The 14,382-nt window shown below is 46.4% G+C and carries 13 protein-coding genes; all 13 read right to left on the bottom strand.

Translation table 11 applies throughout. From position 1 onward, the window contains the following. Complete coding sequence (locus PP263_RS06765) at nucleotides 1–756, bottom strand: glycosyltransferase family 2 protein (RefSeq protein ID WP_308367612.1); 756 nt, start codon at nucleotides 754–756, stop codon at nucleotides 1–3. Between the two features lie 22 nt (nucleotides 757–778). Further along, nucleotides 779–2,185 carry a mannose-1-phosphate guanylyltransferase/mannose-6-phosphate isomerase gene (locus PP263_RS06770; protein ID WP_308368578.1) on the bottom strand — a complete coding sequence of 469 codons (1,407 nt, stop codon included), beginning with the start codon at nucleotides 2,183–2,185 and terminating at the stop codon, nucleotides 779–781. A gap of 2 nt (nucleotides 2,186–2,187) precedes the next feature. Then, the gene (locus PP263_RS06775; RefSeq protein ID WP_308367613.1) at nucleotides 2,188–2,676 is read right to left on the bottom strand and encodes a GDP-mannose mannosyl hydrolase; all 489 of its coding nucleotides are present in this window, start codon (nucleotides 2,674–2,676) and stop codon (nucleotides 2,188–2,190) included. Beyond that, a complete protein-coding gene (locus PP263_RS06780) occupies nucleotides 2,676–3,656 on the bottom strand; it encodes a GDP-L-fucose synthase (RefSeq protein ID WP_308367614.1) in 981 nt (326 codons plus the stop codon). Before PP263_RS06780 ends, PP263_RS06775 begins: the two co-directional genes overlap by 1 nt. A 2-nt stretch (nucleotides 3,657–3,658) precedes the next feature. Continuing rightward, nucleotides 3,659–4,777, bottom strand: coding sequence for a GDP-mannose 4,6-dehydratase (gmd, locus tag PP263_RS06785; protein WP_308367615.1), 1,119 nt, complete (start codon nucleotides 4,775–4,777; stop codon nucleotides 3,659–3,661). A 115-nt stretch (nucleotides 4,778–4,892) separates the two neighbouring features. Continuing rightward, a complete protein-coding gene (locus tag PP263_RS06790) occupies nucleotides 4,893–6,206 on the bottom strand; it encodes an oligosaccharide repeat unit polymerase (RefSeq protein WP_308367616.1) in 1,314 nt (437 codons plus the stop codon). Between the two features lie 196 nt (nucleotides 6,207–6,402). Continuing rightward, on the bottom strand, nucleotides 6,403–7,776 hold the full coding sequence (locus PP263_RS06795; protein WP_308367617.1) for a hypothetical protein: 1,374 nt from the start codon (nucleotides 7,774–7,776) through the stop codon (nucleotides 6,403–6,405). A gap of 209 nt (nucleotides 7,777–7,985) precedes the next feature. Next, the gene (locus PP263_RS06800; protein WP_308367619.1) at nucleotides 7,986–9,179 is read right to left on the bottom strand and encodes an acyltransferase; all 1,194 of its coding nucleotides are present in this window, start codon (nucleotides 9,177–9,179) and stop codon (nucleotides 7,986–7,988) included. A gap of 50 nt (nucleotides 9,180–9,229) precedes the next feature. Next, entirely contained in the window at nucleotides 9,230–10,291 is a 1,062-nt protein-coding gene (gene pseI, locus PP263_RS06805) for a pseudaminic acid synthase (RefSeq protein WP_308367620.1), read from the bottom strand. Between the two features lie 11 nt (nucleotides 10,292–10,302). Next, on the bottom strand, nucleotides 10,303–10,785 hold the full coding sequence (pseH, locus tag PP263_RS06810; RefSeq protein ID WP_308367621.1) for a UDP-4-amino-4,6-dideoxy-N-acetyl-beta-L-altrosamine N-acetyltransferase: 483 nt from the start codon (nucleotides 10,783–10,785) through the stop codon (nucleotides 10,303–10,305). Nucleotides 10,786–10,825: 40 nt separating this feature from the next. After that, complete coding sequence (gene pseG / locus PP263_RS06815; RefSeq protein WP_308367622.1) at nucleotides 10,826–11,992, bottom strand: UDP-2,4-diacetamido-2,4,6-trideoxy-beta-L-altropyranose hydrolase; 1,167 nt, start codon at nucleotides 11,990–11,992, stop codon at nucleotides 10,826–10,828. Then, the gene (locus tag PP263_RS06820; protein ID WP_308367623.1) at nucleotides 11,958–12,758 is read right to left on the bottom strand and encodes an SDR family oxidoreductase; all 801 of its coding nucleotides are present in this window, start codon (nucleotides 12,756–12,758) and stop codon (nucleotides 11,958–11,960) included. The genes pseG and PP263_RS06820 overlap by 35 nt, the downstream gene beginning before the upstream one ends. Beyond that, entirely contained in the window at nucleotides 12,755–14,377 is a 1,623-nt protein-coding gene (locus PP263_RS06825) for an aldo/keto reductase (RefSeq protein ID WP_308368579.1), read from the bottom strand. Before PP263_RS06825 ends, PP263_RS06820 begins: the two co-directional genes overlap by 4 nt. Nucleotides 14,378–14,382: the final 5 nt, after the last annotated feature.

Genomic DNA, 14,382 nt, shown 5'->3' on the forward strand with positions numbered 1-14,382 from the left:
TTACCTTTTAAAATAGCTAATTAATTTAAATGGAACCTTGAGTGCCACCATAAAAATATTGGTGTATATACCATTTTCTTTGCAGGCCCGTACAATCTCCATATTTTGATGAATACACCACCAAAACCCCGTCGTGCTAATCCCCCCATCTCGCATCTTTACCATTACACGAGGATTTCTACCGAGCCTTACGCCGTGCTTCATGAATCGCGCCATCAATTCAAAATCAGCCGACACACGGTAACCAAGCTTATAAGAGCCCAACTCATCAAAGAATCTACGCTTTACATAAAAAGTAGGGTGCGGACACATAAAACCGAAACGAATTTTCCAAGGAGAAAAGTTCTTTGATGAATAGGTGCGAGTGATATCATCAATATGCTCGCGCCGAACAAAAACCAAATCAGCATAAGCGCCATCAAGCTGCGGACTAGCGGCTAGAAACTCAGACATATCACTTACTGCGCACGTGCTTGCAAAAATATCATCTGAATTGAGTATCCCTATAAAATCTCCGCTTGCCAGTTCGATCCCTTTATTCATGGCGTCATAGATACCGTTATCAGGCTCACTGACAATCGTTGCAATGCGATCTTTGTACTCGTTCACAATCGTCATTGTGCCATCTTTCGAGGCCCCATCCACGATAATATATTCGATGTCCGAATAGCTCTGCGAAAGGACTGACTCAATGGTGTCTCGTATAGTAGTCTCACTGTTATAGCAAACAGTGATAATAGAAATTTTCAAAATCAACTCTCACCTAAAGTAACTGCAGCTAAGTTCGACCATAGCGATCTTCAAAGCGCACGATATCGTCTTCGCCCAAATAAGAACCAGACTGCACTTCAATCAGCTCTAGCGGAATCTTGCCAGGATTTTCCAAAGCATGGACTTGGCCAATTGGGATAAACGTCGATTGGTTTTCTGTCATGAGATACGTCTTCTCACCATTGGTCACTTTTGCGGTACCACTCACCACAATCCAATGTTCAGCCCGGTGGTGATGCATCTGCACGGATAGCTTGGCTCCCGGCCTTACAGTAATTCGCTTGACTTGATAACGCTCACCATTGTCGATGCAGTCATAGACACCCCAGGGGCGATACACCTCACGGTGATTGAAGTGCTCGTTACGTCCTTGCACTTTGATTTGTTCGACGATCTTTTTGACATCTTGCACCTTGTTCTTATGGGCCACCAACACAGCGTCCTTGGTTTCCACTATGACCAAATCATCCACGCCAACTGTCGCTACGAGCCGATTTTCCGCATATACCAAAGAGTTCTGAGTACTTTCATAAAGTACGTCACCTTTCAGTACATTCCCATTGGCATCCTTACCACTGACATCCCGCAGCGCTGACCAAGATCCAATATCACTCCAGCCAGCATCGAGTGTCACCATGGCTGCACTCTCGGTTTTTTCCATAACCGCATAGTCAATCGAGTTTTCCGGACATGCAACAAAGGCGTCACTATCAACCCGGATAAAATGTATATCATGCTCACTCTTGAGCAAAGCCTCACGACACGCCTCTAGTATATCGGGCTGGAAATGCCTGAGTTCATCCAGGTAGCGACTGGCACGGAACATGAACATGCCGCTATTCCAAAAATACTCACCGCTGTCGACATACCCATTAGCAGTCTCAACGTTCGGCTTTTCGACAAAGCGGGCAACAGTAAAGCTATGCTGATCTAGGCTGGTTCCGCGTTGAATATACCCATAGCCCGTTTCTGGATGCGTAGGCACAATGCCAAAGGTCACCAGTTTGCCCGCTTCTGCAAGCGGAAGGGCAACTTGAATTGCCCTATGAAAAGCCGGCACATTACGAATTAGGTGATCCGCCGCCAGTGTTAGTAAGATAGGATCATCACCGTTGGCTGTTGCATTCAAGGCTGCCAAGGCAATCGCTGGTGCGGTATTACGTCCCTCTGGCTCCAACAGAATCTCCGCAGCCTCAAGGCCCATCTGGCGCAATTGTTCAGCCGCCAGAAAACGATGTTGTTCATTACAAATCAGACAAGGTACAGAATGGATCACTCCCTCAAGGCGCGCAATCGTGGCTTGCAGCATGGTGAGATTATCAGCCAGCGCCAAGAACTGCTTGGGATTCAATTGACGGGACAAGGGCCATAAGCGAGAGCCGGACCCACCGGCCATAATTACAGGAAGTAGCATCATCAACACCCCTTGCTCAAATCGTCAGCTTGCGGCAACGCTGGCAAATAAGCACGAGTGTTTTCATGCACAGCGACATTCAACCGCATTTCATCTAATGACCACCAGCGGAAGTGTCCGTGTTGGGTTTGAGGCAGCGCAAGTCGCACCTCAGTTGGTAACTGTAAATGATAGCAGAGCACGACGTAGTGGGTGTCAGGGCTCGCTCCGAATACGCTGTCGGTATAAAAATGCTCATATACTCCCATGAAATCAGCCTCGTTACGTGCGAAACAGGTGCCTAGCTCCATCTGCGTCAACCGCGTAAAAGCCACATCAAGGGTCTCACTTTTCAGAATCCGCCCGCCCGGTACGAACCAGTATCCTTGGGCGGGGCGGTTCAGGCGCTGACCAAGCAGGACTTCGCCTTCGGCGTTTTGCACTAACAGATCGATGGACACCAACGGAGTTGCCGCGACCACCGTACGGAAGGAAGCTTGGTCAAGAAACACTACACTTGGCCCCGAAATTGGTCTTGATGGTCAAGGAACCACTGATAGGCATCGTGTAGCCCCTCCTCCAGACCAATGGACGCTTCCCAACCTAGCGCTTTCAAACGGGAAACATCCATCAACTTACGGGGAGCACCATCGGGCTTGCCGCTATCGAAAGTTAAACTGCCCTTGAAGCCAGTCACCTTGACAATGGCTTCCGCCAATTCGCGAATAGTGCAGTCCACCCCAGTGCCCACATTGATATGCGAGAGCATCGGCTGGGTATGAGCCTGATAAGTCACGTCATCCAGTTGCATGACGTGGATGCTGGCGGTGGCCATATCATCGACATGCAGGAACTCACGCATGGGCGTACCGCTCCCCCAAATCACTACCTCCTGATCACCTCGCAGTACTGCGTCATGGAAACGGCGCAACAGCGCCGGAATCACATGGCTGTTTTCTGGATGAAAATTGTCATGGGGACCATAGAGATTCGTCGGCATCACACTGCGGTAGTCGCGGCCATGCTGGCGGTTATAGCTTTCACACAGCTTGATCCCGGCAATTTTGGCAATGGCATAAGGCTCATTGGTCGGTTCGAGAGCACCGGTAAGGAGCGCCTCTTCTTTCATAGGCTGCTCAGCATGCTTAGGGTAAATGCACGAAGAGCCGAGAAACAGGAGCTTCTGCACACCGGTCTGATGTGCCACCTGAATGATATTCGTCTCGATGATCAGATTTTCGTAGATAAAATCAGCAGGGTAAGTGTTGTTGGCATGAATCCCACCTACCTTGGCGGCAGCTAAATACACCTGGGCGATTCGATTTATCGAGAAGAAAGCCTGTACTGCACGCTGATCCAACAAGTCCAGTTCATCTCGGCCAGCAGTGAGTATATTGCTATAGCCCAAACCCCTAAGGCGACGGACTATGGCGGAGCCAACCATCCCGCGATGACCGGCAACGAAAATAGTTTGGTTCAGATCATCCGCCACTGTTAGTTCTCCAATGCAACAGGCACATCATGTCCATGCTGTTTGAGCAAGGCATGACGCTGGGCCACCTCAAGGTCTTCACGCACCATCTCCGCACACATTTCCTGCACGGTAATTTCCGGAACCCAACCGAGTTTGCTCTTGGCTTTGGACGGATCTCCGAGCAGAGTCTCCACTTCAGTCGGACGGAAGTAGCGGGGATCGACAGAAACGATCACATCACCCACCTTAAGTGCTGGTGCGTTGTCTCCGTCAATGCTCTCGACGAAGGCTTGCTCGCTCACTCCCTCCCCTTCAAAACGCAGGCTGATACCCAGTTCAGCAGCTGACCAACGAACAAATTCGCGCACCGTATACTGCACGCCCGTAGCAATCACAAAGTCTTCCGGTTGATCCTGTTGCAGCATCATCCATTGCATGCGCACATAATCCTTGGCATGGCCCCAGTCACGTAACGCATCCATATTGCCCAAGAACAAACATTTCTCGAGACCCTGCCCGATATTGGCTAGCGCGCGGGTGATTTTACGGGTGACGAAGGTTTCACCACGACGCGGCGACTCGTGATTGAACAGAATGCCATTACAGGCATACATACCGTAAGCTTCTCGGTAATTGACCGTGATCCAATAAGCATAGAGCTTGGCAACCGCATATGGCGAACGCGGATAGAAGGGCGTAGTTTCCTTCTGGGGAGTTTCCTGCACTAAACCGTAGAGTTCAGAAGTAGAGGCCTGATAGAAACGGGTTTTCTTCTCCAGCCCCAACAAGCGAATGGCCTCCAGAATCCGTAAGGTGCCCATGGCATCCACATCTGCGGTGTATTCGGGAGATTCGAAACTCACCGCCACATGGGACTGAGCTCCCAGGTTATACACTTCGTCCGGCTGTACTTCCTGAATGATACGCGTGAGATTGGAGGAGTCGGTCAAATCACCGTAATGAAGCACGAAACGCTGATTTTCCACATGAGGATCCTGATAGATATGATCCACGCGCTGGGTGTTGAACGATGAAGCACGACGTTTTATGCCATGCACCTCATAACCTTTCTCCAGAAGAAACTCAGCAAGATAGGAACCATCCTGCCCAGTGACACCTGTAATTAGAGCTTTTTTCATTACATCCTCCAAAAGAACAATTCATTTCGTCCTAGGCAAGAATACCTCTCGACAAATCTATTACTTTTCTGGCAACCCGAAATCGTGAACCACCCTCTCTATAGGAAAGTCCGCCTCAATCAGAGACCAAGAGTCGCGCCGAACTACGAGAAAGAGATCGTCGCCTATTCCAGAAAGAGAGAAAAATAATAATCATCAAAGTTGAAAACCCATTACCAACATTAGTAATACTAAAGATGGGTGACAAAGCTAGTAAAGTAAGAAGATACGCACCTGCTAACAAACTCCACCCCCCACGCCTCAGAGCTCTACTGACATAAACCAAAGAAAGAAATGCAAGCAAAATCCCAGCTAAAAACGCACCAAACAACCCAAAATCCACATACATCGTTCCCGGAAGAGTTAGGTAAACTCCAGGTATAATTAACTGATCGAGTGCATCAGGAACATAACTTGTCCCGAAGAGTACATCAATAATTCTAAATACAACGGAAAAAGAGTACCCCCCCCCAATGTTCGGAGAATAGCCCAGCTCAAAATATGACGAAAGATAAGAAAGAGAGTGCGTCACATAAAACACTAGAAACAAAAAACAATAATAAATCTGTAGAAAAGCACCGGGAATCCATTCCGGCACCACCACGTCAACATTGTAGTTCTTAGCCAACGCAAAAACAGCCCCCTCTAAATTTGTTCCTCTTATTTCTGCTCGCTCAACGAAAATATACAACACATAAAAAAAACCAAAAACTGAGAAGACTTTTATCCATAGCGGAAACCTTAAATTTCGGCCTCCCTCACTACCCTCACCTCCAACACTCCGCTTCTTTTCTAGGGAAAAATAAAACAAGATAAAAACCACTCCAACAACATAACTATTCCTTCCTCCAGACAGAAAAAAACTGGCAAAACACACAACCACCAAAACCCATAGGCAAAATTCTAAAACACCTCCTTTCTGCCACCTGCTCCTTGATAAGAGTAGACACGCAAGAAGCACAGGAGCACCGGCAAGGAGATAATGGACCGCCCCCAACAGCGACCCTCGGGGGCCATCAACCATTGCTGCATAGCGCGCCTCCGTAATCCCGACGGTCAAAACGTTAGACAACACAATCTTATCCAGTACTACAGCAAAAAAATAAATAAAAACCAATAAAATTACGACACTAAACCCCCTTCCTTCGGCAAGTGGATTACTCACCCAAACGCCAGACACTTCTCTAACAACAACCTTTTTGCTTACTAAAAGAAATGGCAACAATAAAAAGAAGGGCAACATAAAAATCGCCAAAAACAAAAAAGAAAACCCATCAACTGACGGATAAGTTACGGGCCCCAAATAGCGCAGCACAATAAACGCAAGCCATGGCAAGAAAAATGCTTGCAGAAGAAGAGCGACGCCGACTCTATTTACTTTCACATTCACACCTATCATCCCTAATTTACTTTTACATTCATATCGTCACGCGCGCCTATAGCCTAACAAATAAGACAGCATTGAGTTCGACAACAAGCGACGCACTCATAAAGCCTGTCACTAAAGACGCATCAGGCCATCAAGGAACCGCGCACCTCACACCCAGCTACAGGCATATCATGACGCACTCCAATCACCACACTCATCACGAAGAGAGCAAAGGGCGCAATGAAATAGCCATAGTCTGGGCATCTTCTAAATCTTTCATATTATCTAAACTCCAAGTACCATTATTTTTAAAAACCCCCTGAAACAATTGTTGGACAAGCCGAGCCAATAACTCTTCCTGTTCTTCAATTGCAACCTCAATACTTCCCATTGCATCCACATGCGATAGCATTGTTTTACTATCAGTATTCTCTGTTATCTTCAAAAACCTCTTACCACAGACATAGTAAGGTTCACACAACGTGAAGACAGCCTTCCCTCTAAGCGCAGACTCAAACCCGACCGTCCCAGTCCAAACTACAACACCTTGCATTCTATCTAGGACAAGATTTGATGGTGTATATGTAGGAATAATTGTAACTCGCGCATCATTTTGAATTTTTTTATAAAATCCAGCAGGCCTTGCTCCCATAACGGAAGGATGCTCTTTAATAAATATGTTAAATGCAACATGATGCTTTTCTATCAAGCGCTCAAGCACCCCGTAATAGTCAACAACACTTACCTCTTCGCTCCAGTAATCAACCGTGCACTCAGGAAACATCTGGAGAGGAATATAAATTGCAGGCCGGGAATCCTTTTCCAACTCAACTTCCCAACTTGGATTACCAGGCTCACTCGGTAAAAAAGCATTGAACTGCTCCATCGCAACAAGCTGAGAGGCCCAGTAGTGGTAATTATATCGATCTCCCGTTATATAACGCTTCGCAAAAAAATATGGCACTCTTGCTATATTTGCTGCCCAGCGTTTTAAAACACCTGCCTTGGGGTTGGAAAGAGCCTTCGCATTAAATGCCGGACTATAAAGTGGATCCAGCAATTTATGCCTCAAGTCACTTATAACAGAAAGGTCATACTGAGGATTCAGACTCATCTCCCCACGTGAAGTGACACGAAAATAGCCATTGACAAAGGTCGGCACCAAAGCAATAAACTTAATATCCATGCGCTCACTAAAATAGCGCAACAAATCGATAATGTATGAATCCACAGTGGTTGAAAGCACAATCTGTGGTTTTCTTTCCTCTAATATGCTCTTTACCGCAATAGCCATTGCAAACAGATGTTTTTTCGCCACGGCCACCGGAAGTTTTCTGAGAAGCCTACAGCGAGCAATCATGTCTCGGATGTCATCAGACGTCATATCGACTCCTTTTAATGCCATCTCCGACTTGCCCTCAAGATTTATATAATAAGTGGCACGTAGGCCTACGCCGTCGACGGCCTCGTGCTCGCTACAGCACTCAACTGAAGCCTCAGAGAAAATATTCTTCGCCAAAGAACGAAACTGATCAACATTCCATGGCCGCACATAGCACAAAATATTTACAACTTGGTTCAGGTTCAACATAAATCTAACCTTTAATAAAATTTAGCGCCACTAAATTTTCATTTTGCGGGTTCAACTTTGAAGCGAAAATCGCTCATGCAGCCTGAGCTGTCAAATGAATCTGCATTAAATTTACTGGCGCTTCAAAGCCTAATGTTTTTCCTGGTCGATTGTTTAAATCGCATACACTGCATCAACCTCTTCCTGAGTTTTTTAAATCCATGCCGTCCTCACAACTTGACGTCTATCCCATTAGAGCTTTCTGAAGCTGAAAAGGTATCAGGTAATGTTGGAGATAAATAGCGTTGCCGAGCCTTCATCTTCGCATCCCCTTCAATCAAGTTTGAAGCCTTTGCAGAAACCCACATCACTAGAACAACAGATACTGAAGCCAGAGAGAATGCTAATAGAATATCGCCTTGAACATACTTATTTGTGAACACCCATATGAATAGAAGTAATGGGAAGTGAATCAGATAGAGCGTGTAAGAAAACCCCGCCTGGCCAGCAATTTTCTTGACCAGCCACAAACGTGCCGCCGCTCTCACTAGAGAATTAGCATTTAACAGCAACAGCAAAATAAATGAAAAGGCGACCCCAAAGACAAACTTATGACGCGCCCTAATAAATGAGCTCTCATTCAAGTAGATCAATACACTCCACATAAAGAATGTAATTAAACATATGGTCATGACGATCACAGTCTTGCGTTCATAGAATTTCTTAATGTGAAGAACCGCAGCCAAACAACCAAATAACCACACTCCAAAACCATATAAAAAAAACACACTTCCCTGAGATATAAGGAACGTCAGTACAATTGCAAGAGCGACTAATACCTTCCTATTATAGAAAGACAATACAAGCAATCCAGCAATCACATAAAACCAAAATTCTTGTGCGACGGACCACAATGGGCCATTTATAATTGGGCTACTAACGTCATCAATAATAGTATTTAAAAAAAAGAAGCTTCCAAGGTAGTCAACAACATTGAACTCCAATTTACTTCGTGCCAAATATAATTCTTTTCCCGTTGCAAAAAACGTAGAACTATTTGCATCAAAAAAATAAAGCAACCCAAAAACTAGTAAAACCAGCCCCTGGCTAAAAAACAATGGTGGAAGCAACCTTCTCAGCCGACTCTTAAAATACTTAGCAGCATCAAACTTCTGATATCTGTTTTTCTTTAAATTATCATCAATCGAATATGTTATTAAAAAACCACTCAACACAAAGAAAATCATTACACCAAGGGCACCAATCTGCGAATATATGAATGACACAACGTCACTTCTCTCATTCAGCGAAAACGGCATCCAGCTAGGATTTATCAAAATTTGCTGAACATGTGCAACCAAGACAAGAACAGCACTCCCCCCCCTTAAAAAGTCCAGCAACAGCGACTCATCTGGCTTTAACATACTTATTCCGATTCAGCGCAATGCTAATTTGTTGAGGTTCGCGCACCAAATTATGGCATAGCTACTAGTTCATCACTCACCGCAGTATTGGCTTTAACGTCTGACGCAACAGAACAACCAATTAAATTTTCTATATATTTCGGAGCTAAGCCGAATCCCGGCCGAACACTCCTTATTGAATCGGCAGTAATTGTCTCACCTTTCTTCAACGCTTTCACAAAGTATAGTGATCTTCTGAATTTAACATTGCCTTGCTCGCTCGACTTTCTTCCGTAATCGATTTTCCCTAATGCGCTCCACGCAACACTACTGTTCTTGCATAGCTCCGCTAACTCCTTAGGCTCCAGAGAGAAGCTATCATCAGGACCTCCGCCACTACGATCAAGGGTAACGTGCTTCTCAATAATAGAAGCCCCCAATGCCACGCTGGCAATGGCTGTAGTATTATCCAGTGTATGGTCGGACAGACCGGTGACTAAACCAAAACGCTGCACCATGTCGGATATGATCCGCAGATTGTAATCTTCTGCAGGCGCAGGATAGCCACTTACACAATGCAATATGGCTAATTCTTTACAACCGCCCGCGAGTGCAGCGTCAATGGCTTCTTGAATTTCTTCGGCATCTGCCATGCCGGTGGAAATAATCATCGGTTTGCCTGTGCTGGCCACATATTTGATAAGAGGCAAATCAACCGCTTCGAATGATGCGATTTTATAGGCAGGCGCATTCAAATCCTCCAGCAAATCGACAGCACTATTGTCGAATGGCGAGCTGAAGATGGTGATCTCCATCTTGCGCGCATGTTCGAACAATGGTTTATGCCAATCCCAAGGCATATGAGCTTCTTGGTAAAGCTGATAGAGCGTTTTGCCCCCCCACAATCCACCATGAATCTGAAACTCTTCGGAATCACAATCAAGCGTGATGGTATCAGCCGTATAAGTCTGCAGCTTAATCGCATCGGCCCCGGCTTTTTTGGCTTCTTCGATGATTTTCAACGCCGTCTCTAACTTGCCATTATGATTAGCAGAAAGCTCGGCAATGATATAAGGTGGTACATCCGTAGCAATACGACGGCCGGCAATATTAATAGCGGGTAAAATTGACATAGTCAGATCTCTTAAATACTCATTTGCCATTCGGAGGCCAGCAGGCCAAAGCACACAACATTGTGATATTTCTGGCCATCGAAGTGCTGGTCACGCTGAATTCCTTCCTGCTGAAAGCCTAAACGCAGGTGAAATTTTATTGAGCGCTCATTGTAAATTAATGCCTGACCACAAATTTTATGCAGCCCTGCATGGATGAAAGCGTATTTCAAGGCCGCTTGGCCGAGCTTCCCCCCAGTGCCTTTCGGGGCAGCCGGATCCGTGTAAAAACCCCAGTCGGCTATGCCACCAAGAGCTATCTGATGAATATTGATAAAGCCAAGTGGGGCTCCATTACCTTCAAAAATTAGTAGATGACGATTGGGGTCTTGGGACACCCGCTCAAACCAGGAAGCGTGCTCAGAAAAACTGATTTCATGTTGCGTATACATGTAGGGACGGACCTCTTCGTGGTTGCGCCAAGCCAGCACCAGTTCCAGATCATCACTTGTCATTGGGCGAACCCGTTGCATATTCGATCCTATCAAAGTCACTTCAGAGGTCCAAATATTGAATAACCGCTGTCACACCACACCCATCAGTTATTCCGGCAGCGACCTGACCCATGGCCAACCGTGGAATTGACAATGACGCCAGCGGGGCCAACAGAGTGGGGAGAGATTCAGCAATCTGTTCCTGATCTATTGCCACTGCAGCGCCAACCCGTTCGAGGCTTTGAGCGACTTGCCGCTGATTATCCGCGAGAACGATCATTACCGTAGGCAGCCCTAGACAACAGCGCTCCCAAGAAGTCGAACCGGCGGCCCCAATCGCCAAGTCACTGTCTGCCATCAACTGGGCCATATTGCTAACGCCAACCCGAATATCTGTTGGCCACGGCATTTGCTCAGCCTGCAATCGCACCTCACTCAACCAAGGAGCGCTAGTACCCATGACTACGGTGATACTGCAGCTCACTGGCAGGTCACAGTGCCTAAGCGCCTGCATTACTTTTCCGGTCGCGTTGTTCCTATCAACGCCTCCCATGTTGACGAGCAAGCTTTGCATCTGCCGGGTTTCTCGACGCTTGAGGCTGTACTGGCGTAGTGCGGCAAACTCAGGGCGCAACAAAGCGTATTGCGAACCACAGAGCACCCTGCACCCGGTCGGTACCTTCGGTAGGTAGTCATCTGCCTTGCGGCCAAAGGTCTGATCCACTAACACATCACATGTGTGGGGGCGATCAGCCAGGTCGTCAATAACCATCAGTTTTCGATAGTGCGGCTGCAGCGCACTTTCCCAACAAGCATCCAACGCATAGTGGTCGACTATCAACCAGTCCGGCTGCAATTCACTTAGAATCGGTACGCACTCATCAGCATCCTGCTGTTGTGAAACGTCCAGCCAATGAGCGTGAGACAATTGAACTAATTCTGTTTGCTGCAAGAGGCTTGCATCTCGCGACTTTGCCTTACCCTTCTGCATAATAGGGATAGCATAAGTGCTGTAACCCTTATCTTTAATGTAGTCCAGTAGATTGCCTGGGTGTGCACGACAAATAAAATGGCACTCTACATCTTTTGCTTTAAGCGCGTCAGCCAAAGTCAAGCAGCGCATAACATGCCCACTACCGATTTGCAGAGAGGCATCTGCTCGAAAAACGACCATCATCCTTTCTTTCACTGCTTCACCAGCATGTCCAGCCACCATCAACAACGACATTTGCACCACTGACGAAAGATGAAGCGGATGAGGCTAAAAAAAGTACGGGCCCATTGATCTCTTCTGCAGCACCGACACGCCCCAAGGGTACTCTCTTTCTTAGCTCGTTAATAAAATCGGGATTGCCTTGCTGGACTGTCTCAGATGGGAAAGGTCCAGGGGATATACAATTTATTCTTATGGCTTCATGACCAAACTCACAAGCAGCATAACGTGACCATTGAAGCAATCCTGCTTTGGCGGCCCCATAAAATGGAGGGTTTATAGCTTGCGCATGATCATAGATTCGTTGATCGGGGCTTACCATTGCATACATTGAAGCAATATTTATTACACTTGCATCCCCTGATATCTCTACCGCTTTGCGTAGGCAAGGTAACGCCTGTTGAAGCAGGTTATGGGCCGCAAGGAGCGTCACCTCATAACTGGCTGCATAGGAGTCGGACGATGACAACTCGATGCTACCAGCCCCCCCTATATAAGCGTTATTAATTAATATATCTAAGGGATGATCTTTATATGAAGAAAAAAAACTGTCGATGCTTTCTTTCGAAGTCACGTCAAATACAGCTGGTTCAGCCAAAAACCCTGCTGCTCTGATTTTATTGACCAGGGACTCGCTGCGCTCATGAGAGCGCGAATTCGCCAATACCTTAGCGCCCGCCTCTGCAAGAATAAGAGCAATAGCCGATCCAAGGTAGCCTGTAGCTCCTGTCACGAGGGCGACTTTGCCATCAAGGGAAAAGATATCGGTGCCTTTGCTCATTTCAATCCCCTCCTCCAATATGCCGGATTGAGAGTTGCCTCATCTAATTTTGGCCGGGACGCTTGAATCTTAGCCAAGTTTTCTTCATTCATAGGTGAAAGACAGAATATTTTTATATTCTCAAACAATTGACTCAATGACTCTAGCCCAACCACTATGCCATCAACCCAATCCTGGGCCCTCAAGTAACTTATGCACAAATCTACAGCATCAAGTCGGCCACATGTCTCAACCTGATCCTGCAACCATTTTATTACCACTTCAGCCTGTTTGACATTAGCTTTTCTCCACAAAGCTGTATCATTACTTACTAACAGTCCCTGCAGAAGCGCACTCCGCACATGAATGGTCAATCCCCGAGAAGCTTTAGCTATACGGATTTCAGAAATACAATCCTCCCAGCGCCAATCTAAAATATTGAGAGGCATTTGAATAAAAGATATTTCTTTCTCCGCCAGAGCCCACTTTAGCTCCTCTGGACTCTGCACAGACACACCAAGCTCCTTGAGCATACCGATCTGCTTAAACTCCAAGAGTCTATTCCAAGCAGCACCATTCCATTCGTACAAATGACTTGCACGATGCAACATCAACACATCCAGGCTCTGTATGCGTAGCCTGGAGCAAGATTTGAAAATACTGGCATCCACAAAAGCCTTGACTGTCTCTAATGTTGCACGCTGTGGACAGGAAGCCAATGGCGATAGTTTAGTTATTATCTTTGCCCTCCCCTGCCACCCCCCCAGCAATGATTTTCCAATAACCTCTTCGCTATTACCATATGCATGTGCGGTATCGAGGAATTCAACACCATTCGCTATGGCGGTCTTTATTAACTTCTGACTCAACTCTATATTAGGCTTGCCGATTGTATTCGCAATACCGTAATCGATACCAAGCTGAGCTGTTCCTAATACAAGCCTTGTAGTCGCCTTGAGCCCGGATGGTTGATAGTCTGCACCTTCTAACCCGGCCATCAACTCGAAAGGCGAGGCAAAAACAGCATCATCAAACATTGAAAAAACTTTTTGGACACACAGATAATCGTCGAAGCAGTCGATAGTGCAACGATAGTGCCCTTTATTAAGATACTTATACTTGCTGAAGTAAGCCCTACCAAACTTCTTAATTACATAAGGAGTTACATGTTCTTGCTCATAAGCACTGACACCCTTCTTTAGTGCTTCCCTCAAATGGCCTAATCGAGTCACTTCAGCGCTCAAGCCATATGGAAGCCCAGATGATTCCCCGTTGCAGCATATATAATCAAGTTTTGCAGCAATGAACTCCTGTTCGATCTCATCAAGCAGCGCCCCATCTGGAAATGCATTATCTGCAGTCAAGCGGAAAACTATAGTCTCATCGTCATACTCAGAGAGGGCATCTACAATCCTTCTCAAGGTATTTTCTAGGCTTCCCCTGAAACAGTTCAAACCATATTGCTCGACGATTGCTGCTAAACCGTCATCGCTTGTCTCATTTGACGTAGCGACGACAACCTGTCTACCGGTATTTGCTGCACGTTTGGCCGCCAATACCACTAAAGGGACTCCATTGATAGGAAGAAGTACTTTACCGGGTAGACGTGAAGAGTTTGTCCGCGCCTGCAACACTGCCACGCTTT

The organism is Microbulbifer sp. TB1203 (assembly GCF_030997045.1).
Taxonomy (GTDB): Bacteria; Pseudomonadota; Gammaproteobacteria; order Pseudomonadales; family Cellvibrionaceae; genus Microbulbifer.